The 25,907-nt window shown below is 37.0% G+C and carries 26 protein-coding genes; 18 read left to right on the top strand and 8 right to left on the bottom strand.

The window, feature by feature from the left end:
• The first annotated feature begins 49 nt into the window (after nt 1-49).
• The 4 genes from AACT42_RS13000 (at nt 50) to AACT42_RS12985 (ending at nt 5,539) form a co-directional block, all read left to right on the top strand.
• The gene (locus tag AACT42_RS13000) at nt 50-553 is read left to right on the top strand and encodes a hypothetical protein (RefSeq protein WP_045592833.1); all 504 of its coding nucleotides are present in this window, start codon (nt 50-52) and stop codon (nt 551-553) included.
• The gene (locus AACT42_RS12995; RefSeq protein ID WP_094134104.1) at nt 550-1,266 is read left to right on the top strand and encodes a hypothetical protein; all 717 of its coding nucleotides are present in this window, start codon (nt 550-552) and stop codon (nt 1,264-1,266) included. The genes AACT42_RS13000 and AACT42_RS12995 overlap by 4 nt, the downstream gene beginning before the upstream one ends.
• 15 nt (nt 1,267-1,281) lie before the next feature.
• Nucleotides 1,282-3,642 (top strand): hypothetical protein, encoded by a 2,361-nt coding sequence (locus tag AACT42_RS12990; protein WP_094134105.1) that lies wholly within the window; start codon nt 1,282-1,284, stop codon nt 3,640-3,642.
• A 64-nt stretch (nt 3,643-3,706) separates the two neighbouring features.
• On the top strand, nt 3,707-5,539 hold the full coding sequence (locus AACT42_RS12985; RefSeq protein ID WP_094134106.1) for a DEAD/DEAH box helicase: 1,833 nt from the start codon (nt 3,707-3,709) through the stop codon (nt 5,537-5,539).
• 19 nt (nt 5,540-5,558) lie between these two features.
• Here the strand turns inward: AACT42_RS12985 and AACT42_RS12980 are convergent, their stop codons facing one another.
• Nucleotides 5,559-5,897, bottom strand: a complete 339-nt coding sequence (locus AACT42_RS12980) for a hypothetical protein (protein ID WP_094134107.1) — start codon at nt 5,895-5,897, stop codon at nt 5,559-5,561.
• 98 nt (nt 5,898-5,995) lie between these two features.
• Nucleotides 5,996-6,349 carry a hypothetical protein gene (locus AACT42_RS12975; RefSeq protein ID WP_133297330.1) on the bottom strand — a complete coding sequence of 118 codons (354 nt, stop codon included), beginning with the start codon at nt 6,347-6,349 and terminating at the stop codon, nt 5,996-5,998.
• Between the two features lie 202 nt (nt 6,350-6,551).
• Here AACT42_RS12975 and AACT42_RS12970 point away from each other — a divergent pair, with 202 nt between their 5' ends.
• The 4 genes from AACT42_RS12970 to AACT42_RS12955 all read left to right on the top strand — a co-directional run bounded on the left by AACT42_RS12970 (nt 6,552) and on the right by AACT42_RS12955 (nt 9,131).
• Nucleotides 6,552-7,841, top strand: a complete 1,290-nt coding sequence (locus tag AACT42_RS12970) for a WGR domain-containing protein (RefSeq protein WP_094134108.1) — start codon at nt 6,552-6,554, stop codon at nt 7,839-7,841.
• A gap of 78 nt (nt 7,842-7,919) precedes the next feature.
• The gene (locus tag AACT42_RS12965) at nt 7,920-8,480 is read left to right on the top strand and encodes a 3'-5' exonuclease (protein ID WP_094182848.1); all 561 of its coding nucleotides are present in this window, start codon (nt 7,920-7,922) and stop codon (nt 8,478-8,480) included.
• 2 nt (nt 8,481-8,482) lie between these two features.
• The gene (locus AACT42_RS12960; protein ID WP_094132140.1) at nt 8,483-8,902 is read left to right on the top strand and encodes a hypothetical protein; all 420 of its coding nucleotides are present in this window, start codon (nt 8,483-8,485) and stop codon (nt 8,900-8,902) included.
• 43 nt (nt 8,903-8,945) lie between these two features.
• The gene (locus AACT42_RS12955) at nt 8,946-9,131 is read left to right on the top strand and encodes a hypothetical protein (protein WP_094132139.1); all 186 of its coding nucleotides are present in this window, start codon (nt 8,946-8,948) and stop codon (nt 9,129-9,131) included.
• A gap of 39 nt (nt 9,132-9,170) precedes the next feature.
• Here AACT42_RS12955 and AACT42_RS12950 read toward each other — a convergent pair whose 3' ends face one another.
• Together AACT42_RS12950 and AACT42_RS12945 are read right to left on the bottom strand one after the other, a co-directional pair.
• Complete coding sequence (locus tag AACT42_RS12950) at nt 9,171-10,121, bottom strand: hypothetical protein (protein WP_094132138.1); 951 nt, start codon at nt 10,119-10,121, stop codon at nt 9,171-9,173.
• Between the two features lie 13 nt (nt 10,122-10,134).
• Nucleotides 10,135-10,698, bottom strand: coding sequence for a hypothetical protein (locus AACT42_RS12945; RefSeq protein ID WP_094132137.1), 564 nt, complete (start codon nt 10,696-10,698; stop codon nt 10,135-10,137).
• A gap of 286 nt (nt 10,699-10,984) precedes the next feature.
• Between AACT42_RS12945 and AACT42_RS12940 the strand changes: the two genes are divergently transcribed.
• Nucleotides 10,985-12,400, top strand: a complete 1,416-nt coding sequence (locus tag AACT42_RS12940) for a hypothetical protein (RefSeq protein WP_094133523.1) — start codon at nt 10,985-10,987, stop codon at nt 12,398-12,400.
• Here the strand turns inward: AACT42_RS12940 and AACT42_RS12935 are convergent.
• Nucleotides 12,330-13,100, bottom strand: coding sequence for a hypothetical protein (locus AACT42_RS12935; protein ID WP_094133522.1), 771 nt, complete (start codon nt 13,098-13,100; stop codon nt 12,330-12,332). The two genes, AACT42_RS12940 and AACT42_RS12935, sit on opposite strands and share 71 nt — an antisense overlap.
• Nucleotides 13,101-13,155: 55 nt before the next feature.
• Nucleotides 13,156-13,758, bottom strand: coding sequence for an outer membrane beta-barrel protein (locus tag AACT42_RS12930; RefSeq protein WP_094133521.1), 603 nt, complete (start codon nt 13,756-13,758; stop codon nt 13,156-13,158).
• Between the two features lie 304 nt (nt 13,759-14,062).
• On the opposite strand from AACT42_RS12930, the gene AACT42_RS12925 reads away from it, so the two are divergent.
• Together AACT42_RS12925 and AACT42_RS12920 are read left to right on the top strand one after the other, a co-directional pair.
• Nucleotides 14,063-14,383, top strand: a complete 321-nt coding sequence (locus AACT42_RS12925) for a hypothetical protein (RefSeq protein ID WP_094133520.1) — start codon at nt 14,063-14,065, stop codon at nt 14,381-14,383.
• 100 nt (nt 14,384-14,483) lie between these two features.
• On the top strand, nt 14,484-15,698 hold the full coding sequence (locus AACT42_RS12920) for an IscS subfamily cysteine desulfurase (protein ID WP_094133524.1): 1,215 nt from the start codon (nt 14,484-14,486) through the stop codon (nt 15,696-15,698).
• Nucleotides 15,699-15,732: 34 nt separating this feature from the next.
• Here AACT42_RS12920 and AACT42_RS12915 read toward each other — a convergent pair whose 3' ends face one another.
• Entirely contained in the window at nt 15,733-17,094 is a 1,362-nt protein-coding gene (locus AACT42_RS12915; RefSeq protein WP_094133519.1) for a hypothetical protein, read from the bottom strand.
• 63 nt (nt 17,095-17,157) lie between these two features.
• Nucleotides 17,158-18,177: a hypothetical protein gene (locus AACT42_RS12910; protein WP_094182847.1), complete on the bottom strand. Its 1,020-nt coding sequence runs from the start codon at nt 18,175-18,177 to the stop codon at nt 17,158-17,160.
• Between the two features lie 135 nt (nt 18,178-18,312).
• Between AACT42_RS12910 and AACT42_RS12905 the strand changes: the two genes are divergently transcribed.
• The 7 genes from AACT42_RS12905 (at nt 18,313) to AACT42_RS12875 (ending at nt 25,898) form a co-directional block, all read left to right on the top strand.
• Entirely contained in the window at nt 18,313-20,334 is a 2,022-nt protein-coding gene (locus AACT42_RS12905; RefSeq protein WP_176432223.1) for an ATP-dependent helicase, read from the top strand.
• 41 nt (nt 20,335-20,375) lie between these two features.
• Complete coding sequence (locus AACT42_RS12900) at nt 20,376-20,900, top strand: phosphatase (RefSeq protein WP_176432222.1); 525 nt, start codon at nt 20,376-20,378, stop codon at nt 20,898-20,900.
• 67 nt (nt 20,901-20,967) lie between these two features.
• On the top strand, nt 20,968-21,483 hold the full coding sequence (locus AACT42_RS12895; protein WP_094131937.1) for a hypothetical protein: 516 nt from the start codon (nt 20,968-20,970) through the stop codon (nt 21,481-21,483).
• A 98-nt stretch (nt 21,484-21,581) separates the two neighbouring features.
• On the top strand, nt 21,582-21,839 hold the full coding sequence (locus AACT42_RS12890; protein ID WP_094131938.1) for a hypothetical protein: 258 nt from the start codon (nt 21,582-21,584) through the stop codon (nt 21,837-21,839).
• A gap of 130 nt (nt 21,840-21,969) precedes the next feature.
• The gene (locus AACT42_RS12885) at nt 21,970-22,713 is read left to right on the top strand and encodes a hypothetical protein (RefSeq protein WP_094131939.1); all 744 of its coding nucleotides are present in this window, start codon (nt 21,970-21,972) and stop codon (nt 22,711-22,713) included.
• A 1-nt stretch (nt 22,714) separates the two neighbouring features.
• Entirely contained in the window at nt 22,715-24,085 is a 1,371-nt protein-coding gene (locus tag AACT42_RS12880; protein ID WP_094131940.1) for a glutathionylspermidine synthase family protein, read from the top strand.
• 79 nt (nt 24,086-24,164) lie between these two features.
• Nucleotides 24,165-25,898, top strand: coding sequence for a hypothetical protein (locus AACT42_RS12875; RefSeq protein ID WP_094182846.1), 1,734 nt, complete (start codon nt 24,165-24,167; stop codon nt 25,896-25,898).
• The last annotated feature ends 9 nt before the right edge of the window (nt 25,899-25,907 follow it).

Raw genomic sequence — 25,907 nt, 5'->3', positions numbered from 1 at the left:
CTCCCAGTGTGGAGCGTTTTTTTATCGTTATAAAAAATGGAGTCATAATATGAGACATAAATACTTGGCTAAGTTTTGCGCTGTAGGGCTATTTACGCTGGCATTCCCTATAAGCTCATTAGCTCATGGATGCAATCCGCCAAATTACCCAAGTAATTCATATTGCAATAGGAATAATCTTGACATTGATAGTATAAAAGGTATACATTTCGATGGCGTAGGAGGTTTTAACCAAGTTCTTACGATACAACCTGATGATTCTGGAGCTGCCATATTTTCCATAACATGCGGAAGACCATATCAGCGGTTTCGGTTGAAGGTTTCAAATAAAAATAAATTTATGTTTCCTTACCCTTATCCTAGTCACCCAAGTGATAAAGTTATGCTTTTCAATTATCGCTTTGGAGGCAGTGTAACCAGGGATGGATATGGAATACTAAATAGATATGGCTCTTTGTCAGATATTCGACTTGGAGCTTCAGTAAAAATAAAGAGTAAAAATCAAAAGAATTTTTATGCTACAAGACCTGAGATTAGGGTAGAATTTTTATGAGAAATATAAAACGCAGCTTAATTGCAACCGCGCTTCTTTTGTCATCTGCGGCAGCATCAGCAAGCACTAGTTTTCTAGTTGCTCCAGGACGCTTAGAATTTGACATCGACAAGCCACTAACAAAAACATTCATTGTTACTAACACGGGTAGTGAGCAAATCCGCCTCGAAATTGATCCACAATACTTGGAAATTGGCGAGGAAGGTCTTCGTGCAGGTGATCATATCAAAGATGGCGTAGCTGAGATCGAAAATATTGAGTCTGACATTAGGGTTGCTCCGAAAGTTTTAAACCTAAAGCCTGGTCAAAGACGTGACGTAAAAGTTCGAATCGTTTCCAAGCAAGAAGATGCAGGCGACTACCGTTCACACATCATTGTAAAAATGAAAGAGAACGCTGCTCAAGCTTCAGTTGGTACAGAAACTGAAGGCGTAAACATGAACTTAGATATTAAGTTTGAAACAGCAATTGCTGTTTACGGTAGAAAAGGTGACATTGTCACTGATTACGCTATGAACTGCGGCAAGGGCGCAATCGAAATTAAGAACAACTCCCCATATAAGCTTGATGGTGAATTTAAAGTGGGCGATGAAATTCGCAACACAACCGTTCTTCGAGAGAGTAAGAGAACACTAGGATTTGCTTCTGGTGACAAAGTCACCTTTACGCCAGTTGACGCACCAGCAAAAGCTAAAACCTGTACGGTTCTATAGCGTCAGGTCGCGGGTATGAAAAAGCGACTAGTATTAGTAAGCGCATTGTTTTTATACCACAATCAAGCTCTCTGTTCTGGAGAGCTTGATGATTCATATATTGATATTCTCTTCAAGAAGCAACTCTACACATTCCATCATGTGAAAATGGATTATGATGAAAATCCATTTGTATCACTATCAAATCTATCAGACTGGTCAGATACTAACATTGAGTGCAATCCATCATCTAAGATGTGCATCATTGAAAATAATGAATTCCAAAGAATCGTCTCTTTTGATGCTATGGAAACTTACGATGAATTTGGTGATTCTGTTTGTCGATTTGATGAATCCGAATTCCTTGTGGAAGGTGAACAATACTGGTTTAGATTTGATTCTATATCTAAATGCTTGCCTTACAACACAACGTGGACGTTAAGATCATACGAGCTTTTTCTACAGCCGCTATTTAAGCTTAAAAAAGAACGTCTAGATGAAATCCAAAAACAAAGAACTCAAATGATGAGTAATTCAGATGCAAAACGCAAAGCTTCTGAGCAACATGATGCAATCGTTGCTCCTAGTGAGTTAGAGAAGGAATTGATGTTGGAATATTCAGTAAGATATGACAACGGAAGTTTCTCTAACGGCTTTTCTTCTGAGTTTGTCATGGATGTTGAAAAAGGCTCTCTATTTGGCAGCTTACAGGTCGTAGATGGCGCGAGTTCGTTCGATTGGAACTATGAGAAGCCAAATGGTCGGGTATTTGATTACACCTCATATGGTAAAGGCAGAAGCCCTTCCATACCATTAACCTCATTACAGGCAACCAATGCGTCAATTTATATCGACAAGATCGAGCTAAGTGAGAGCTTGAATACTTTTGATTTGGATGAGTATGTTGGCGTGGACTCTGAAGTCGATATTTTCAGAAACGGTTTCTACCTCAAAACAGTTCCCGCAGACAATGCTGGTCGAATTCAGGAAAAAGAGATATCGGCTTCTATCGGTGACAACATCACTTTAAGAATCCTTTCTAAAGAGGGCACGTATGTTGAGCGTACCATACAGGTTAATGGTGAGCGCGGATCATTACTATCTAAAGGGGAATGGGACTATGAGCTATTTGCAGATTTCGAAGGCAATAACTTTGCTTTGAAGAATAGTTTCGGGCTTTCAGATGGTATAACAGCAGGTGTAACTCTACTCAATTCTGACCAAGTCAGTGATTATGTTGCTCACGCAGGTTGGCAACCATCACCTTGGCTCATGACTCAAGCAAACATTTCTTCTGACAAGCTCCTATTAAAAGGGTACTTCAACTATTTTAAGTCATCTCCATTTTACGTTGAACTTTTGGATGTTAATGAAGAAAACTCATTTGATGATAGTTACTTAAAGCTCACTCAGAACTGGGGTTTAAGTAAATACCATCAGGAAAACACTTTTACACTAAAAGAAGAATCATATGAATTCGATACGATTAATCGATACAAATTCAACAACAGAGCAACACTTAAGTATGAATTTTCTTTGGAGTCAGAAGATATTGTCCGCACGAATCACAATCTTGGATTGAACTACAATCTTGGCGACGAAGGCAGCTTGGATCTTGCTTACAATTACAGTGAAACCAACAAGAACCTGACTGCCACGTTTCGGTATATGTATACTGGTAAAATTGGCTATATGACCAATGACCACAGAAACAACTTTGTTAACGCCAGGCTTAAAATCTCAGATGAGCAGATCGATTATCGCTTATCAGCAGATTGGAATTTCACGCCATACCTAACAGGTGAACTTGGATTTAGTAACGATGCTGTTTTTGCATCTCTGTCACTATCAACAACCATTAAGCCAAGTCAGGACGTAAAGCATAAGAGCAAAGATGCTTTTGGCAATGCCAAAATAGAAGGGATCCTTTACTACATGCAAGATGGCAAGAGAGTGCCTGTAGAGGGCATTACTCTCTATGCTTCAAACTACAAAACCGTTTCAGACAGCAATGGACACTATGTTTTTGAAAGGATCCCCTCAGATGATGAAGTAAAGGTGTTTATCGATGAATCTGGACTAGACGTAAACATGACTCCTAAAGAGAATGAGGTGTATGTTCAGTCGCGTCCCGCGACAGTTACACGAGTTGATTTCTTGCTGCTTCCTGTTGTCGGTGTGGACGGATACATTGTTGATGTGATTGCTGATGAAGTAGAATTCATATCTGGCAATAAGACGGTAAAAGCCAATGTTGATGAAGATGGATTCTTTCTATTTGAAATATTATCGTCAGGCACTAGCTACGTAGTTAAAGCATACAGTGATGGTAAATTAGTAAAAGAAACAAAATTCACTGTAACAGATGACTATTGGGAATCTGACGTAAAACTTTGATGATCTATACAAAATTTCGCAGAAATGCTAATATTTATGCTATTAAAATAAATTAATAAATACTATGTTGACGAATTCTGCAAAAAGAGAGCGTCTAATAAGAAAAATTGATGCGCTACAAGCGCAACTTTCTTTAAACGACATTCAACAGCTCATATTTCAGGTTGTTTCATCTGGTAAGAATGTATTCATCACTGGTTCGGCAGGCTGTGGTAAATCGTATCTATCAGAGACAATAAAAAAATCCATCCCAAACCTTGTGGTCTTGGGACCTACTGGCATGTCTGCCTTGAATGTAGGAGGACAAACAATACATTCGTTCTTCTCATTTCATACTGGGTACATCGACCCAATTGATTTCATTAAGAAGATTAAAAAAGAGAAGCTTCAACTCTTAAAAAAGGTTAAGTACATTCTGATTGATGAAATTTCAATGGTTAGAGCAGATGTCTTTGATAACATCGATGTTGTCTTAAGAAAGCTAAACAAGAGCAAAAAGCCTTTCGGAGGGTGTCAGATCATCTTAGTTGGGGATTTCTGTCAGCTTGAACCTATAGTGAAAACTTACGAGGAAAGAAAGGCGCTGCAAGAGCGCTACGGTAAGAATGTGTACGCATTTAATGCTGATGCATGGCTGACAGGTAAATTCGTTTGTCTAAGTCTAATCAGTTCAGAGCGTACTTCTGACTCATATTACATTAAGTCTCTAAGAAACATCCGTATGGGGCATGAGATTGAACGCTCTCTGAATACAATAAATCAAATTACAAACAAGAATCCACCACCTCCAGGAACGTTACGGCTGTGTACGACAAATGCGCAGGTGAATAAATATAATGGGTATGGTCTTGATTCTGTCGCTGGCTTTACAAGGGTTTATACTGCTGTTGTTAAAGGGAACATTAATCCTAAAGATTGTATCGCTGAGAAAGAACTAGAGCTTAAAGTTGGGTCACGCGTAATGGCTATTGCCAACAAGACAGGTTCCTACGTCAATGGTGATTTAGGCGAGGTTATTGAGCTAGGGCAGAATTACGTAAGAGTCAGGTTGGATAGAGGTGGAGACGTAAAAGTCACTGAGCATGTATGGAAACAGCTCAAATACACTGTGGGTAAAAGCGAAGAAACCGATGAGGAAGTTGTTAAGCCAAAAGAAGACGGTAGTTTGAAGCAAATCCCGCTTAAGCTGGCATACGCAATGACCATACATAAGTCACAAGGGCAAACGCTTGATAAAGCCATTCTAGACTTAACGCAAGGTACATTTGGTTGTGGACAAGCATATGTTGGTCTATCAAGGATGACTAAAGCTGATGGTTTATACCTGGCTGCGCCATTAGATGAAACCTTGGTTTTGTACAATGAGGAAGCTGTCAATTTCTCTAAACAAATTGGGTACGAAATGCTTGAAATGATCCCAATCTTAAAAGAGAAGTACAACCTTGACTCGATACGGGAAAAGCTTGCTAAAGATATTCGTGATGCTGAGGAAGAACTTAGCAATATCGCGATTGAGAACCCAAAAGAAAGAAAAGCTTTAGGGATCCACTTTATCAAAGAAGCAGTAAGAAGAACTGAAATTGGTCTACAGGTCGGTTTGATAAAATACACCCAGATGCTTAAAGCGAACAACATCATTCCTGAGGTAAGTTTTAAGAATGGTAATATTACCAATATGACATTCATTTATGATGACATTACCTACAAATGGAAAGAGGTTGTTAGTGATGAAACTTTTGTGGAGTATTTGGAGCGCAATGAAGTTGATACCGAAGACTACCCAGAAGATTTCATCAATAAAGTGAACAGCTTCAGTAATGCAATCAAACAGGAAGAGGAAGACAAAAAGCAAAGAAGGGAATCTTTACTCAAGAAATTCTTGGGTGGTGGACTATAAAAAGGGAGCCTGGCTCCCTTTATTCTTTTACCGCTTTAAACTTGTTGTGAATGGCTCTGAATCGCTTGCCTCTAGGCAACATTTCCCCCTTTTTCAGATTGATATACCACGCCTTGTAAGGTGTTCGTTTCTCGTAGAGTTCTTTAATTAAGAAAAGCCGCTCATAGAGTGAAGGGTCTGCCTTGGGATCAATAAATCTTACACCTTCAGCAAATGCTGGCGGTACAAAGCGTGACAACAATCTCCTCATATCAATCGTAGTAAGTAAAGGGAATGGATTAATGGTTGAAGAGGGTACAAGTATATCTTTTACCTCTTCTGTATTAAAAGGATTGTATTGGACAGTTTCTTTATTCACATTGACTACCTTTATTAATAAGAATAAAAAAGGTCACTTCTGAAGTGACCTTTTTTATTTTTTGTTCTTCACAATGAAATCTTGTAAAACCACAAGATTTATCGCCAACTTCTACTGCCGTGACAGTTATTATGGCAGTTCGTATGGCAGTTCGAATGACAACATTGAGCTGTACTTCCTGCTGTTGCTTCAAATTGATTATTAGCGAGAAACGCTTCTATGTCAAGCCCTTCAATCTTACCATCAACCGCGAACATTTCCGCAATATCTCTATCGATAAAGAATTCAGATTCGGATTCAGTTGCATTTAATGCGCCAATGATATCATTAACCATCAAATCATCAACTTGCTCTTTATTGTAATCATTATCTACCTTCACACCTGCATGAGCAAGCTGTGAAATGGCTATTGTGGATGCTGCCACAACAGAATATGGGATACCTTTCATCATAACACCTTTATTATTTATTTTATTAATTTATTGTTTAGTATTTTTCTAAATCATAACAACTAACAACTTGGTCAGCAAGAGTTTTTGTAAGATTGAGCCAGTTTGAATGATTGCATTTAAATGACAAATAAAATATAATTCGTTACTAATAAAGCCCGCAGCGGCAAAAGTAAGCAATTAATAAATAAAATTGGAATTAAAGATGATAGTACTTGTTAAAACTGATCTCGATAATAACAACAACAAATTCTGGAAAGCTTGGACTGAAGGCTCCAGTTTTTGTGTTCATAATGGACGAGTAGGTACGAGAGGTCAGATTCAACATCCCAAAATGATGGGGTCTGAATGCTCTGCGGAAAGAGAGCTGGAAAAGAAAAAACGTTCTAAAATCCGTGATGGGTATCGCGAACTGCAAGTCATTGACCAGGCACATCTTGTACAAAGCAACTTCAAGCCAAATGACATTATTCGCAAAGCTGCTCGCGAGCAAATCCGCACAAATAACAAGTATGTCATTTTTGAACTTATCGATCAGCTAATCGAGAAGAACATCCACAACATCGTGTCTAACACTGAAATTGAATTCGATGATGAGCTAGGACTATTTAAAACGCCACTTGGTTTCGTAGATGCACACATTATTGATGAAGCGGAAAAGCTGCTAAATCAAATGGTTCCATTCTTCAAAAAAGGTGATTTTAGCTCAGATAGCGTAAGAACGATGTTTTGTGATTACCTAATGCTTATTCCTCAAAGGGCTAAATCAAAACTCGCTATCGAAACATTCTTCGATACAGAAGAAAAAATCGATAAGCAATTTGGTATCATTGCCGACCTTAGAAGCTCAGTAGAGCAGCTTGATGAAATCAACGAGCAATTACTGAAAGAAGTAAAAGAAAAACGCGAGAATCAACCAACACCTGAACTGTTTGGTTGTTCAGTTAATCTTGTTGAAGATCAGACTGTAATCGATGAAATTAAGAAAATTTACCAATCAAATCAATCGTCATACCACAGCTCTTCAAACATGCGTGTTAAGCGCGTTTTCGAAGTTACTATTGACCATATGACGAAAGGCTTTGAAGAAAATAAAATGTCTGAGCAGAAAAACGTTTGGACGCTATGGCATGGTACTCGTGCTGGTAACGTGGTATCTATTCTTAAGAATGGTCTTATTATCCCACCAGAGACTGCGGGTCACGTAGTAGGGCGCATGTTTGGTAATGGTGTGTACTTCTCTAATAACTCAACTAAGTCATTGAACTACTCAGCAGGCTTCTGGTCAGGCAAGAAAGAGTACACATGCTACATGTTCCTATGTGATGTAGCGATGGGTGAGTACTTTGTCCCTGAATATTCAGACTCTAGCCTACACAAAGACGGACATGACTCAGTATTCGCGAAAGCAGGTGAGTCTTCAGTAATGAACAATGAAATGATTGTTTTTGATCTGAATCGAATCCGACCAAAATACCTGGTTGAATTTAATTAACAAATAAAAAAGGCTGGATTTTTCCAGCCTTTTTAAGTATATAGGCTAATTGAAAAGAGAATTAATAAAGGCAGGATTGTGAGCAATAAAGATAACTACTTAGTCATTGATTTAGAGATGACCTGTGAAGAAACCACACCAAAAGGCTATGTGCCAGAAATCATTCAAATTGGAATTGTTGAGTTGAACGCTCAAGGTTCACTTGTGTCTGAAAAGATGCTGTTCGTAAAGCCAACCATTAACCAAGTAAGCGCATTCTGCACAAAGCTTACAGGCGTAACTCCAAAACAAGTTAAATCTGCTAGTCCTCTAGTCATGGTGATGAACACATTAGTCAAATATGGCATCAAGAATAAAAAACTTGTTTTTTGGGGGGTAGACAACCTTCAGTTTCAGAATGAGTGCGAGTTGAAAGGAATTGATGTACCAATTTCAACATCAATTATAAACTTAAGCTTGGTTCACTCAGCATTGATGGGAACCAATCAAAAAATAAAGCTTAATGATGCACTGAAGCAATGGGGCATTACTCCTGAAGGTAAGGCTCATGATGCATTAGTGGACGCGAAAAACACGGCTAAGCTCTTTACAAAGCTTATTGGTGTCGCTAACAACATTAACAAACAACAAGGTGAGTAATTATGAAAAAGACCATTTTAAGGCTGAGCGCCATACTAGCAGCAACTTTTGCTATTAGCGCTTACGCAGAAAGCCCTGTAAAAGACCAGTATACCGATTTCAAAGAGGCTGTTGATGAGCTTAATTGGGATTGCAAGATTGATGATAATAGCTATTTCTACAAAGGGTTAGATCAAAGTAGTGAAGAGCCGAGGATAATCTACAAATTCGTTTATGATGGTGAAACCATCTGTGAGTCAGAAGATCCTCAAAGCCTCTGTAACAGCTACGTGGTTGCTAAAACACCGTGGGCATATAAGAAAGGCGTTATTACGGATAATGCAAACGGTAATAATTACTACCGCATCTGTCGCACAGACAGGGAAACAATACCTGGCGCTGTAGATAAGAAGTTTGAAGTTGGTCTTGATTCCAATAAGTAAAAACAGAGAAATTCAATAAATTAACAATAAAAAGGAAATATTCATGGATAAGGAAGCACTTTTAAAAGTATATCTCGATGAAGTCTATGATAAAACGGAAGAGATAGACCCTACAGGAAGCCAATACTGGTATTCAATTGTATTGGGATGGGCAATAGGCAAGGGATTAGAACCAGAAGCTGCACATGAGTTTGCGTACCATGTCATTTATGAAACAGCCTTTTGTTAAGCAAAAAGCGCTATAAAATGTTATAGCGCTTTTTTATAATCATGAAAGCTTGTCACTATCAAGCATTACAAAGAACATATTCACATCAGTGTTGTCTTTTAATCTTGAAACAAAAAAACAGTCATGTTTTCTAAGGTTCTTAATATCGCGACTATCAATACGTGAAACATACTGATTCAATCCAGAACAAGAATGACTATTATCACGCCTTAGAAAGTTATGAGAACACATTTCTTCATAAGGGTCATCCATCCTAAAAAGTGCATAGTGACCGAAAGAATTAACGATTCCCCTGTATCTTCTTGTGTCATCTGTAGATACAACTAATCCAAAACCCTTTCCTTTAAGCCAGCACATTGCTTTCTCAAGCTCATCTCTGGTTGATTCATTTAAGGGTTGCGATTCTTCAAGTATCACAACGACTTCACGTTTGTTTAATGGTGTATCATGGCTTGCTATACCAGACTCTGCAATCTTATTTAAAAGAGATATAAGTTTAGTGTTGTATAACCCCTTTGCCATATCGTCTTTATATTGCCATCCTGGATTAGTTTTTATGATAGATAACTTTACACCCTTATCAAAGGTTTTTGGATCGAATTCACCAGAAAGCTCAGATATCAAAACCTCGTCATGTTGAAGATTTTTGAATCCAATTTGCTCATGCATATTCTCTAATATTTCATTACCTTTCGAATCACTGTTTAGTCCTGATAATGATTCAGTGATATAGATAACTCTCGCTCCATAATCAAGCAAGGTTTTTGCGTAAGCATTAGTAAACGTTACCCGCCCAGAGTTTCCCCAGCTATCACCGATAATAAATAAACCCCGATCAAACAATCTGATTGGCAACTTCCAAGTTTTTGATTTCTTACAAAACAATGAATCATATAATGAACGCTTTCGAATCGTATCGTACCTACAAATTCCAAAATCTATCGTTGGCTGCTCGCAATCACTTTTGGATGAGAAAAATTTATTAAGCATTATAAATATCCTTTTAACAGTCGTTAAGATCTAAAAATTCATAGTCATGATCAGCACAGAAGTCTTCAAACGCTTCTACGAAGCGAGAACCAATGTGTCTTCCTTCCTTTGATGCGTATTCTGCGTGATATGCAAACTGGACATTAAAGAATCTTGAGCAAATGAGATCATTGTGTAAGTCTTCAAGGAAGCAGTCTAAGAACGAATCAATAAATGCACTAAAAAACGACTGTCCTCGATGATCTGGAAGGATGTAGATGTAGTTAAGCTCAAAAGTTAGCTTTTGTTGGTAATACCCCTCATCCATATACTCTGAACCCCAATTGAAGGTGAATACCATATATCCAATTGGGGAATTATCTTTGCATAGCATGATGCAAGGTTGCCAAAATAAACCATCATCCGATGATAAAGAGACAGGGATATGAGAGTATTTTGATGTGGTAATGACGGAATTTACAAGCATAGAATTTTGTATATCAGGATCAGTTTCTTTCAATAACCTGCAACTCAAACCATTACCAATCTTTATACCGCCTGCAAGAGAGTAGTAGGCTGATTCAATATTTTGTTTCATTATTATTCTTCTTTTTTTTATGTTTTTAATATTTTTCAGGGAGTATACTAATTTGTAAGTAAAGATCAATTTTATTTGTTTTATTTATGCTCGTATGGTTGTAAAATAGACAAAATTTTTAATATTAAATATAATAAATCTGGAAAAAGTTATGAATAACAACGCCTTGAATGAGTCCTACGATAACAATGAACAAGATCTACCTGAGATCAATGTAGAAAGTAATCCTGATATATTTGAAAATGAAATTGTAGATGAAGAATAACTCCTGATTTAGGAATGCAACATGGAAAGCTCAAGCCTCTTTAACAAAACCGAGCAGGAACTTATCGGTATAGCTGTTAATCAACTATCTTCTGTTTGCGACATGGCAGCAAAAAAAGATGGTTTGGGCTTCAATAAACCTGACGCTAGAAAGGGGCATCATCTTGCGGCACTACCATTGGATGAGTGGACTGAGCTTGACTACGCCTTTTGCTGGGCAATCCTTTTCAAATATCAAACTCAACTAGAAAGCATCTTCAAGACTAGCATAAGCGAACTTTACAAAGAGAAACTCAAAGGCGTGAAGAAAGAAGACATCCCAAAAGTACTTATGGATGTTCGAGATAAGCTGCGAGAAAGAATCAATGAAAAGCACTTGGTGCTATTCAGTGAAGATGCATTCATCCTGGTATACAACGACATCAAATACTCCCCAAATGTCGATGATGCATTCAAGTTCCTTAACGCAGAAAAAGTTGAAGGCGAAACCAATACAAAATGGATAGTCAAAAATACGTACTGTAGGGGCTTTGAGTACATTGCTAAGAAGCTTATTGGGCTAGATAACCTCCATTTTTGTAAAGGCGCATATAACCGTTTGCGTGAAGGATTTGAAGGAGAGTTGACCCTAAATGACTTACTACGATCTGGATTCGATGAGAGAGATGTCATTTTCCTCAATACTTCTGAAGATTCTGAACCTGTCACTTTAGAAATCAAAGCGAGAAATTCTTACAAGGAAGCAAAGAAGCTTACTCGATACGAATACATTAAAGACGAGAATAAGGCTGTTGCACAAATAGCTTTCCTTTCAGATTATAGAGTCATAATAACATTGGCTAATGCACTTAAATTTAAGCTCAAAGTTGATGGTGAGCCTGTCAACCTAAGACAATTCATGGACATAGCTAAACCTAAGATGGTTAAGCCTGATTACTTCCATAAAACAGTATCAGGGAAAACTGTCACGATCACTGACGAAAAGCAGTATTTATCCATCCCTAAAGCTCCAGGAAAGGGCTTGTCAATGAAGAGAGATGGTAACACCTATACATTTGCTGTTTTCAGCGAGAAGGGACTTAGGAGCATATATTCGTTTATGCAGAGTATTAATTGCGATCTGAGGGATAAGGATATAGTTGAACTCAAGAACAATCTGTTAAACAAAGATATTGTAGCTGATGGAAGCTCTGGAAAATCCGCACCTAAAAAAGATGCGAACAAAATACAAAATCTAAAGTCTTTGCGTAGAGAAGGGGGTAACGTCTATGTTAAATTCCCGTATTCTCCAATGCTGGTGGACTTAATTAAGAAGAATGTTGATCCAAACAGTAGAAAATACGAGCCTTCAACTCAAGAATGGAGAATTAAAGATGATCTTTTGACTTCAAAGTTCGTTCAAAGTTTGCAAGAGGATCATGGATTTCAGTGGTCTTAGAGCGCTCTTGCTCCAGTTCTAGCTTTTCTTTCTCAATTTTACTTAAGATTTTATTGATGCTGGCAAGAAACAACTCTTTACGCAAAAAGTCATTCATCTCGATAAACTCTTTAGTTTTCATAGCTTGCATTTCAGCATTAAACGCTTTCGCCTGATGCAGCTTTTTAGTAAGGCTGATCATCAGAAATGCGCGGATAGTAACTTTCGAGTCTTCGAGATTATCCATCTCTTCATGGAATTGATTTACTACCACAAATCCTTTAGCAAAAGCTTGAGCAATCCACTGCTTTACTGCCGTAATGGTCTTCTCAACCTTAGATAGCTGTAATGGATCTTTGAACTGTCTGATCTTAGTTCTTTGAAAGTTAGAGGATAACTCAGCTATTTTATGTCGCATCAAATCAACCTCTTTCTCAAGCTCTTTATTGCATTTATGAGAAATGGATTCTTCTAGGAGAAGAATCATACGAGCATAAATGGCAATCTCAGGCACGGTGCCGAAACCAATCACTTTAGCTTCTGTCAATGACCGCATAAGATTATTAACCTTTAGATTAATATCTCTAACACGAGAGTCTACTTGCTTAGATTTTTCTTGTCTTTTGGATAAATAAACAGAAGACCCAATCGTAACAACGACCAGGCTAGCTGAAGCTAGGAGAATGGAATAGTTTAAGATAAAAGAAGTATCGGTGCTCATTTTTTATACTTTATAAAAATAGAGGGGATTAATCCCCTCCATTAGGTTAACAGACTTAGAAGTTGTAGCTTGCTACGAATGAAACCCTGCCAGTTGCGTCATCCGAACCATCAGTATGGAATAGACCATAGTTGGTTAGGTATTCTTGGTGGCTGTACTCAACACCAAACGCAAATTCATTCGACACGAAGTATTCCATTTTTGCAGTAAGATCTTTCTTCTCTGCATAATCAGATCCGAAAGTGCTACCGTAGGATACATCAAAATTCAGATGCTCAGCGGCAATGATTTTCAAACCTACACGAGCAAAGCCAAGGTCTTCATCGTATTTTAGCTCATCAATAGTTTCATTGAAGATACCCGCTTGAGTGTAAAGATCGATGTTCTGATGGATGCGAGTATGGTAGCCAAGACCAAGCTGGTAGCTATCAGACTTATCAAGACCTTCCAGGCTATCGAAATCTACATTTGTGTACTCAGCAATACCGTAAAAGTTATGAGCAAGCTCTTTTGACAGACCAATAGTGATCGCTGTTGGATCTGCACCATCTGCATTGATTGTGCCAGCTTTCGCGTAAACGCTATCATAACCAAGATTTGCTGCCATAGAAGTTGCACTAACCATAGCAAGAGCTGCTACTAGAAATACTTTTTTCATAAAAGAACCTTTTATTGTTAATTTTAAATTTGTTTAAGCTTTGATTTTGAGTGAATTACAAGATCAAGTCAACAAAATTAGTAAGAGCTTATGTACAGTAAAGCATAGAGAGCCACATAAAAAATGTCGTTATAACATCAGATTTTGCATTCACTTTATTTTCGAAAACAGATTTTGATGTAATCACAATATTATGTCAACTGTCGATCTGAAAAAGATCAATAAGAACAAGTAGAAATTGTTCATGTATGGCATTTATGTCATACTAAAAACCCATTCAAAGGCTTTGATAAAATGGAGTAATATGGCAATCCGAAGAGATATACCTGAAGGTCATCACATGAATGATTACCTGATGAAATTTCGTAGGGCTAAGCAAGAAGATACGCTTGAAAAAATGGTTGAAGGCGCAATTGATGCTGTAAAAGACCATCAGAATTTCGACGCTGGAACTAGGTTTCGTATAGAGCTTGAAATTGAATCTGCCTACGATAAGCGATTAAAAGAAATGGCTTTAGGTAATGTAGAGCACCCTGAACCTTCTACAACATGCGCAAGTGAGAAAAGCCAGGATAAGTACGATCCTGAAAAAATGCTAAAAAAGCAGCTTTCCAAACTAGGATAAAAATAGCGGGAAATTCCCGCTTTTTTTTGAGATTAATATTCGTTATACTTCCAAAAATAACCGACTAAATTAGTCAAGTATTAAAGGTGAGTTTATGAATATTAAAAAAAGAATATACCTGGATTATGCTGCAACTACTCCAGTAGCGCCAGAAGTTATCGAAGAGATGGTCAAGCACTTAGGATACTCTGATAACTTCGGAAATCCAGCCTCAAGAAGCCATGATTTTGGTTGGAATGCAGAAAAAGTAATTGAAGAATCAAGATTACAAATAGCAAACTCTCTTCATACCGATCCTCGAAGCATCATTTGGACTTCAGGCGCTACAGAAGCAAATAACTTAGCAATTCGTGGCGCTGCGCTGTTTTATCAAAAGAAAGGTAAGCACATAATCACAAGCAAGATAGAGCATAAAAGCGTTCTAGACACCTGTCGTCAGCTAGAATCTGATGGCTTTGAAGTGACATATATCGAACCTGACAAAGATGGTCGGGTAACGGTAGATCACGTACAAGACCATATGCGACCTGATACAATCCTAGTTTCCATTATGTTTGCAAACAATGAAATTGGGACTATAAACGATATTGAAAGGATTGGGGTTCTAACAAGATCTGAAGGAGTAATTTTTCATGTTGACGCAGTTCAGGCATATGGTAAATTACTCATCGATGTTGAAAATCTAAAAATTGACCTTCTCTCTATTTCAGCTCATAAAATTTATGGACCCAAAGGAATCGGTGCTCTCTATGTAGGTAGAAAACCTCGCATTAGAATAAAGCCTCAAATGCTTGGTGGTGGTCATGAGCGAGGAATGCGCTCTGGAACGCTTCCAACGCATCAAATAGCAGGGTTTGCTGTAGCCTCCAAAATCGCCTACGAACGGATATTTGAGGATAGAAACAAGTATCTGAGATTACGACATAAACTATTGACTGGAATCAGCGACATAGAGCCTATTCAGGTCAACGGTTCAAGTAAATACTATTTGCCTAATATCATTAATATAAGCTTCCCATTTGTTGAAGGGGAGTCATTACTAATGGCAATTGACAAGTTCGCAGTGTCTAGTGGCTCCGCATGTACATCGGCATCACTAGAACCATCATACGTATTAAGGGCGCTTGGCTTGGATGATGAAGTTGCACATAGTTCAATAAGATTTAGCTTTGGACGAGAAACAGTCGATAGCGACATAGTAGAATTAATTAAAACAATAAAAAGTGCTATTAAAAGATTAAGAGAGCTATCGCCTTTGTGGGATATGCACTTAGATGGTGTTGACCTAAAATCAGTTGAATGGGTTAATCACTAAATAAAAGGGCTGAGAATAATCTCAGCCTTTATCTTTACATGCCTAAACCAGCTTCAGCAGTTTTCTTTTTGGCTCTGGTCTTTTTAGGAGCCTTAAACTCTGGTGTCGGAATATCTGGTGACGCTTCTTCCAACTCACTAATCCTGGTAATATTCGTAGACTTTCTTCCGTCATCGTGCGTGTAATGTCCCTTAACCGTTGCTTTCATTGTGTATGTTTTACCTATATCCATTTCAATGTAAGACTGGAAATAGGATTTAGCAGAGAATCTTAATCCGCTATCATCAACAAATGAGTAAGAGGTATATGGGTACGCAGTATCATACCTATCATACTTTTCAAGCAGTTTAAGCTTTAAGACTCCACGGTCTTTTTCGTTGCCAAAGAATTCTTCTTTGAAGGTTAGGTCGGCTTTAGCCTTATTCGTATAAAAGTCTTTTGGCAGTGATACAGCAATGCCTAACGCGCTACCTGTCATAATATCCACATACCCTGTTTTCATGATCACTTTTGAATTGTGGATGTAGTTATTTTTAGAAGGGTTATTTAAAGTTTCCTCAATAATTTCCTTAGCATCATTCAAATATTGGTTTTCAATTTCAGCGGCGTAATGATAAAGAATTTTAAGAGCTTCATCATCAAAGTTCTTACCTGAACGCATCAAGTGATTCATTACTCTTTGTTTTGTTGACGGTTCCTCATCAGATTTTGCAAAACCATATTCCTTAATAAAATAACAAGCTAATGCCATTACAGGCTCGATATGATATCTATATTGACCACGACCATAATCATAGTCTCCTTCATATTCATCGATCTCATCGAAAAGCTTATTTAGGTTAAAGTGGAATAGGGCTTTAGACAAAGTATCATCATCAAGGAAATCGTCCACACAAGTACTACCTACTTGTTTGATTTCTTTGGTTTCTATGTTGCGTAAGAGGAATGTGGTACTTCTTCTTCTCACCGTATCACAATGTTGACAATTGGGTGCGCATCCTTGATGTTCCTGAATGCTTGATTCGAATTCAGCCTGCTGACCAATAAATGGTGAAGTTTCAACAATGTTCAAATATTCACCGTTTTCTTTATCTTTACCCATATGGTTGATCTTGGCAAAGAATTCCCAGCCTTGAATAACAGGCATGATTCCTTCGATTTCCATTTCAATATATGGAATACCAACAAATGGTCTACCATTGATTCGCGCAAACCTTACATCATCATCCCAACCATTACTAAGACTTCCACGCTTAAAGGCGGAGTAGTCAAGTTTAGTTTCACCAGTCGGCGTAATAGTAATGGGTTCAGAGCCGATTTTATTCGCTCTTTTAATTAGCTTATCTGCATTTTTAAGAAGCTTAGGAACTAAGGCTTCTCTAATCCAAACTTTCATAAAATTGATTCCATTTTTATTTAATTGTATCAGAAATAAACACCTGCATAAAGCAGGTGAATATCAATTCAATCTCTCTTGTACTCTGTCGTACTTTTTCTTGAGTTGAACAATTAAATCACGATCATATGCCATCGCGTGAATCATAAGCTTATGAAATTTTTTCGTATCTTCTAAAGAGGTGATAATAAATAAATCGGAATTCTTAAACACGTTAACAACATCAATATTATCAAGGTTTAGTTGATAAAGATCATCAGTAATAACAAGACCTGGAAATGACTTCAAAAAATGGTCTTTCTGAGGTAACTCTGAAGCAACATAAGGTGTGAACCCTGATTCAACATAAAGGTTATTGTCCAACATAATCAAATCTGAGCTATCAAATCTTTTAGAGATATGATTAAGCATTTCTGAAGATTCTGACTCAAATTCACCTGTAATGTATTTCCCATACTCAACCTCAGAGTATCCCATGCTGAGACTTTCTGGATTTTTAGCCCATTTCTTCTTAGCTTCATTAAAGCTTTTCGATTCTTCATCTGTCAATTCAACAAATTTATTGGGAGGGTAGTGTTTATATGTAATTTTAACACCAGAATCTTTATTTGCTTTTACAAATGCATCAATATGCTTTTGATAAATTTTATCATTTTGAAAATAGCTTCTATTCCCGTAACCAAAATCAATGATTGGTGCCAAATTAACATCTATGCAGTTATTAATCTTCATCTTAAACATGATGTCTTTTACCTGTGTGTAATAGAGATCTGGCTCCATTTTTACTGCGGCTTTAGGTGATGGTAAGTCATATCCTGAGAAAGTATTAACTTTACCACCTTCGACATCTGCAAATACGAGCTTCCCCTTATCGCTATGGTCACAGGAGAACATTGATTCACCGCCTCTGAAGAAGATCATTTTATTAAGATGCTGACTATTAAATGCGTATGGAGATACAATCAGTGACGATAGCATGTTGGCAGGTGATGGGTAGCTCTTTTCAATCTCAACTTCGCTTTGGGCATTGGTGACTGAAGCAAAGCTGGCTAGGGCTAATAGTGTTATTCTTGAAATTTTCATATTGATAATTTTATTGTTTTAAGTTTTGTAAAATATATCACGCGCACAATTAATATGCCATATAAAAAACAATTGATTATGAAGGCTTTATGATATAAATTAATGGGTAATAACGTATACCAAAGAACGAACGAAATGTTATCGAACAATCAATCGACAGTAACTAAACATAGAGATGGACACGCGCTCATAAGTGCTGCTCCAGGTTCTGGTAAAACAACAACTTTAGCGCATACAATTCACTGCATGTTCAAAGATGGTTTTTCAGATAAAGATATGCTGATTTTAATGTTCGGTAAAGATGCAAGTGAGCATTTTGCAGAAAAGTTAGCATCATTGTCGGCAGAGTATGGCTACAAAGGTGATATTCCAACAATTAGAACTTATCACTCTCTATGCTTCAGAACACTTCAAGCTCTTGAGAAAAAAGGGGTTATACCACCTCATAAACTAATAACGTTTGAAAAAGCTCGTGAGTTGGCAGCATTAAAAGCTCTGAGAAAGTCATGTGACGAGAAGAAGTTTAAAGAGCTTCAAGGTAAGTCAAGTAAAGCTGCTGACGAATTCTTAAGTTTTGTAGATTACGTAAAGGCAGAGTTACTGCCACCAGACGAAGCATTTGACGCTTTTGATATCAAGAAAGAGTTCAGATTTTTTGTGGATGCCTTTGATGTCTTTGAAGAAGAGCGAAAACAAAAGAGAGTGAGATACTTCTCTGATTTGATTTACGATCTTGTACTGTTTTTGAAGGCAAACCCCATTTGGGCAGCATGGATTTCGAACAAGAAGAAGTTTGTAATCGTAGATGAATATCAAGATAGCAACAGGGCGCAAAGCCAGTTACTCGATTACATTGTTGGTACTGAAGGTAATCTAATAGCATGTGGTGATGTTGACCAATCTATCTTTACTTTCGCTGGCGCAGACCCAAGTATTATGCTTAATGAGTTTAAGATGAATTACCCTAAGCATACATTTTACAATCTGCCTCAAACATACCGTTACTCAAGTGCATTAGCAGATCTTTCGAACAATCTGATTCAGAACAACAAAGAACGATTTGATTCTGAGTGCGTCTCTGCTTTCGATGAAGGAACCAAGGTTTTCCTTCGACTTAGTAACAACTTTGGTCGTGATTTTATTGATTTAATCAATGAAAAAATAAAAGAAGGGTATGAGTACCAAGATATTGCTGCTCTTGTGCGTGTATATTCTAACGCAGTTAAGCTCGAACTAGAGCTTATTAAAAGCGATATACCATACAAGATCACATCAGATAATACATGTCTAAACTCAAGAGAGTTTCGTGGTGCTACAGCGGTATTTGCAAAAGTCGCACATGAAGACATGGCTTTAGAGCACAAAGCTAGACTTAGACTGTATCAAGATATTCTTAAGTTTCCAGTGTTATCAATTGAAGCTCAAGTTTATGAAAAAGCTCTCAAGAAAGCTGAGGATATGCCAAACATAAACTTTGAAAGATTGTGTCAGCTTCTGATTGATGAAAAAATTCACAGCTACATGCGGATTAAGCTGCTAGATTTGATTAAAACTTTTAAACAGTTATCGATAAAATGCAATAACCCAAATACAACAGCTTCCAGTATCTTGCGGGAGTATGCAAAAGACACAAAGCTTGTAGACGGAATACGTTACGCTTCAATTACTGCTTCCTCTCAGGAAGAAGCGATTGACAGATACATGGCAATATTGGAATACATTGAAAATGACAAAACTTCAGCTAAAGATTGCTACAAATCGTTGTCTGAAATGCGTTACAGGGTACAGTCATCAAGCGATAGTGTTAAAGGTATCGTGATAAGCAGTGTACACAAAGCCAAAGGGCTTGAGTGGCCTGTTGTGTATATGCCAGAAGTTGTTCAAAACGTATGGCCTTATGAAAAGAAAGACGTTAGAACAGACTATGAAACTGAGCGTAGACTTTTCTATGTTGGCATGACGCGTGGAATGAAAGAAGTTCATCTCGCAACAGTAGCTGATGGAGTCATGGCATCGATTCTACCTGGCTGCAAGGCAGACTGGAGAGTTGATGATGATTCTAGTTACTTCCTAGAAGAACTAAACTTTGATGCGCTTAAGGTTTCTGATGGTAAATACAAAATTTACGCACAAGGAAAAACATACAAAGGCTATTAAATTAGCCCGTTATCCATATTAATAAATAGAATAAAAATACCATGCAGAAACTAAAATATATGAAAAAAGACATTCTGGATGCATTGCTTATCAAGGATGAAATAGACGTACTTGTGCAAGGTTGCAACTGCTTTTGCAGCTTTGGCAGGGGTCTAGCAGAACAGATACTTGAGAGAGTTCCAGAAGCACTTGACGCTGACAAAAAAACAACTGTTGGTGACAAGAAAAAGCTAGGCTCGTACACATACTGTGAAGTAAACGGAAAAGTTGTTGTAAACGCCTACACCCAATACCACTTCATTGCCAGGAGAAACAATGAACCAAAAGTGAAGGGTGGTAGGGGATATGTCTTAGCCGATTACAGAGCAATCAGAAAAGCATTACTACAAATCAGTAAGGATTTCGAAGGTAAGCAAATCGGCATCCATTTGATTGGCGCTGGATGGGCTAACGGTGATTGGATAGTGATAGAGAAAATAATTAAAGAAGCATTTAAAGACAGCGATCTTACCATTTACTACATCCCAAAAGATGAAGCTAAATTGAAAGAGCTAGGTTGCATCTAAATTATGAACACTTACATTTTTAACAAATATAGACCTGGATAAACATTCCCCATACGGAGGAATGTTTATGAAAACACTTAATGATTTTTTAGAATATCTACTGTCAAACGAAGTAATTGACGAAATCTCAACAACAGGTAAATGGTCGCATCATGGAAGCTCAATATATGAGTATTTTGAAGATCAAGAATTGACTGACTTTATCGGAGACTCTAAGCTCCGAAAGCAAGAGATTCACAATTACCTTAAGCAAAAAGCAAATGAGATTTTCCGAGATATCCAAGAGGAAGATCCAGACTATCTCTATAGAAGCGTGTATACAAATTCACCAAACAAGCTCAAACTACAGGATGAATTTGGTATATTCTGGAGTTCTAACCCTCAAACTACACCGTGCGTAAAAAAAAGGGATGGTGATTTTGAAGTGTTAATCACAATTGAATATGACCGTGAGATTATCAATTGGGAAGAAACATTAAGATCACGCATCGATTTTCTTTACGGGGATCGTGAAAAGGAATACCAATTACTTAGCGGTAAAAAGGTAGCAAATAAATCATTTGAACTATTGGAGGTGCCTTAGCGCCTCCTTTATTTATGAAACTTTCCCCATAGTGGACTAATCTTAATATAAATGTAATAATCCGCGCCTCTCGATATTCATACCTACTGTTCATATTCATGCTTGACAATAGAATCAAAATTGAAATCTTCCTTATGGACGAGGGTTACTCAAAATGGACTTGGTATCAAATACAACACCCAAACAGCAAACCAAGCTTCATAATGAAGGTTGGTGACAGAGACTATGTTTACACAGTACTGGATGAAAACTATTCCATATGTACCACAGGTGTTGGTAAAGTATGGTTTCAAACAGACAATCCAGACATCACACTTAAAAAGCTTAGGTCTTACTACAAGACTCTTCTTTCATAAAGCCGCACTAGCGGCTTTTTATTTAACATATAAAACCACAAAGGGTTGAACTTTACCTAAAGACTAACTTATAATCATCGAAATTAATTAATAAACCAAATAAATAAAGTAATAATAAAAGGATCTTACGATGAAAAGGCATAAGTATAGTTCTTCACACCCTTCAAAAAGAAAAGAGGGTGGTGGTTTTGGCAAAACGCTATTTTTAGGCGGTGTAGCGACAGCCGTTGTTGTTGGCTCTATAGCGGCGATAGATAGTTTTTCTGAAAAGCTTAAAAAGGAGAAGGAATTTGAGCGTAAATTTGATTATGATTTGAAAAAAGCAAAGTCTGAAATAATGTCACTAGACAAGGAATTTGTTACTCAGTTTAATCAAATTGCAAGAAGCAACGTTAAAGATTACTACCTTTCCTATTGGGGCGTTGATAAAAACGGTAACAGAGCGCTAGTTGTTACATTTTATAAGAATAATAAGTCCATCCTTACTTTGTATAAATACACAACAAAGAGTCTAAAAGAGATTAGTCCATTAAGTGATGAGATGAAAAAGTTTGTTGAAATGGATGATAAAACACAATCACCAATTTACAAGAAAATCATAGATGGTCGAATGATATATGCAGAAGAAACAAAGGTGACACGTTTGACTGATATGAACGGTATTCTTGTAAATGACAATGCCGAATATCATCATTCTGGTTCATACAATGGCGGATTACATTATCTCATGCATAGTAATGGATCAGCTTACTACTCGAACAATGCTGCTTATCAGAACAAGGTTAAATCGGTAGCTTCACAGAAGCTTTCATCGAATAGAGCCGCATTTTTCAAATCAACAGCAAGAGCATCAGCATACGGTAAGGGTAGCTAAAATGTCTAAATTACTACGATTACCTCTAAAGTCCACCGAAGATGAACTTTATGAATTGTGTCCAATTACAGCCACGATGCTGATTGCTAGCGGCTATGAGCACGATCTTTATGATCAGTTCTCATATCCAATCGAAAACGATCAAATTAGGTTCTACAATCTTTCAAAAAAGGAAATTGACGATATTCTTGATCAAGCGCCAAAAATGTACGGTCTGATTGTTGACTCCTTAGAGATCTTATTTGAAAGACATAAGCATAAAGTATCCAAGTATTTCGGAGAAATCTTCAATGAAGCTAAGTACAAAAACTTCTTAGATTATGCTGCTTGGACGTATGAAAATGATCATGTAGCGTTATATGGTCGATTCGACATTCCATATGACTATGAAAATTGCAAGATTAAAGGATTTTACGAATTTAATGGTGACACACCTGTAATGATCCATGAGTCCGTTTATGTACAAGACCTATTTTCGAGGAAAATAGGACAACCCGATTCTCAGGTTAATCTTCACTATGAGTACATGAAGGGGTTTATCAGTAACCACCTAAAGAAAGAGAAAGTTAAGGGTGTTGGTGTATTTGCTGATATGGCGTATATCGAGGATTCATTAACGGCAGAGTACTTCTTTGAGCTTTTTCATAGTGAATTTGGACAAGATAAAACCGTCATTGGTCAAATAAGCGATTTAGGATTTGATGACTGTTCTCTTAGCAATCCTTTCAACGCTTATGGTAAGGAGTTATCACATATCTTTATTTTGCAGCCTTGGGAAGATATGGTGGATGGTTCACCAGAAACATTCAGAACCTGGCGTAAATGGAAAGATAGCGTGAAGTTTTATGAACCTGCTTGGCGTTACTTTATTTCGAATAAAGGAATCTGGGCTTGGGTATGGGATGTGATGAATTCTGAAGAGTTTTCTAATGAAACGGAGTTCAGGAAAAAGTATTCAGATGTGTCAGGTTTGTTGCTTGAGACACGTCTAACTACTGATTCTCACAGCATGAAAGATTTTTGTCGAAAACCTCTGAACGGTAGATTAAGTAATAACATCGAAATCTACAAGTCATCCAAGCTTGTCACTAAGACAGAAGGATTTTACGCAAACACCGAGACTGTTGACCAGAGACTTTGCATGTCTGGCTCAATATCTCCAAATGAGCCAATGGCTATCTTGGGTGTTTGGATGGCTCCAGACCCCTCCATTGATGATAAGCTGACAATGGAAGGCGTTAACATATCATTCAGGGAATTTGATGATGACATCAACTCCATTGTTAATGAAAAATACATTCCCCATTTATTTGGTGATATAGAAATTGAAGAAATAGTTGGTGAAGAAAACCTCAAAGCTCTATCTGCATAGAAACAACCTGCCTTATGGCAGGTTGTTTTTTATTTTTTATTTGATATCATGGCGAAAATACTAAATTTAAGAAAGAAAAATGGTAGATTTATTAAACAAAATTAGATCTAATGATTTAATTACAGAACGTGTTATTTCAATAAGAAGCATTTCGAATGATCTTCACTGTGCCTCATTATGCTCAAGAGATTTAAATAAAGATGAGATTGCAGATTTAATAAAAGAAAGCGTGGATAATTTAAGAGCGAAGCTGAATTCATATGACGAGTCACGGGTGGATAAAATTGCACCACTACAATTGGTTACTTTAAGAAACCATATCAAAGATTCTTTAATTAAACTTTCTGGTTGCACAGAAATCCACCTGCTATCAAACAACTGCCTTAAAACTTACAATATTCTAGACAACGAAATTGTAAAAAGGAGAAATAACTATTTTGATGTAAGTGCTGGATTGCCGTTAGCAACATACTTATATTATTTACCATTGATTCTAGATATCGATTTTTACGTTATTAACGAAGAATATGAAGTAGATGGAGATGGTCTTGATAAATACGCTGATATCTTAATAGAAAGATCCAGTAAGTTCAGTCATGCAGGTTTTCTAGCACAATTTCCAGAGGATGGGAAAATACCTAAATTTGTTTTTTCTAAGATACACAAAAGAAATGAATTCCCTGAATTACACTCAGCTTCAAAAACAAAGTTTGTGAATGATTCTTCTGAGTCATTTATTGTTAAATTAATAAAGGCGCTGTACTTCAAAAGCATCTCAAAGCAAGAAGTTATTGAGAAAATAAAATCAAGATTGAAAGAAGAGCAACAGTACTTCGATAAGGTCTTCAGTCTGAGTAAATCTGAGGTTTCGAATCCTGAAGCATTCTTTGTACAGCCTTGTAACTTCAAAATCAGCAAATCTGACCTAAACGCTAGAAGAAAAATGTTTGAACAGTTTTCCACTAGTCGTTACCCTGTAACTCTAACTAATCCTCGTAGAAACAAGCCAGAGACTTTATACCAGCATATGCTTGATTTAGTTAATCCAGGGAAGTTAGTAGATGAAAGTGTGAAGCTATCCAATGTTGAGCTAACAAGCAACCTGAGAGTGATAGGTACAACAGGGTCAGGTATTTTCAATTGCTCGAATATTTTATCTGAATTCGCCATATTCAATGATAAGTTAGCAGTTTATATACTTGATTGCGAATCATGTATAGAACCATTAATCTATGCCAAAGCAATTATGGCTGGTCGATCATCAGATATCATTACTATTAATATCTTCGAAGATGAAAAGTTTGATATTCGAAAATATGTCGAGCAAGAAAAGATTCTAATATTAAGGGTTCACTCTCAAGTGAAGGAGAAAAACAAAAAGTATCATTGTCATTTGAAAGAAATATTTGAACAAATAGATTCTAATTCTAGCGAACTTGATTATTCTTGTATCACTGTAATGGACTTTATGAATATTGATGAAAACTCTTATGATTGCAAAGATATGGAAAACCATATTCAATCTATAAACAAGAAAAATGGATGCGTAATTTGGTCAACATACTCAATGTTTGACACAAAATATAATGATGCTTTTGAATCCTTATTCAAAACCACAATTTTAATGAAAACATATGAAGCTCCAGATAATTTAAAGGTTGAACCTAATCATCTTCGTTCTGCAAGTGGGCTTAATCCAGGACAGGCATTTATATACTTTAATGGCTTACCAATATCGTATAAGCCATACATGATGAGGTACAATGATGATTTCATCAATAGCATGGAAATCATTCATAATTACCAGCAATGAAAGAAGGCT

It is taken from the genome of Vibrio sp. V15_P4S5T153 (genome assembly GCF_963874485.1).
In the GTDB taxonomy this organism is placed as follows: domain Bacteria; phylum Pseudomonadota; class Gammaproteobacteria; order Enterobacterales; family Vibrionaceae; genus Vibrio; species Vibrio anguillarum.
The sequence above is the reverse complement of the archived record's forward strand: the minus strand, read 5'-3'. Positions and strand labels throughout refer to the sequence as shown.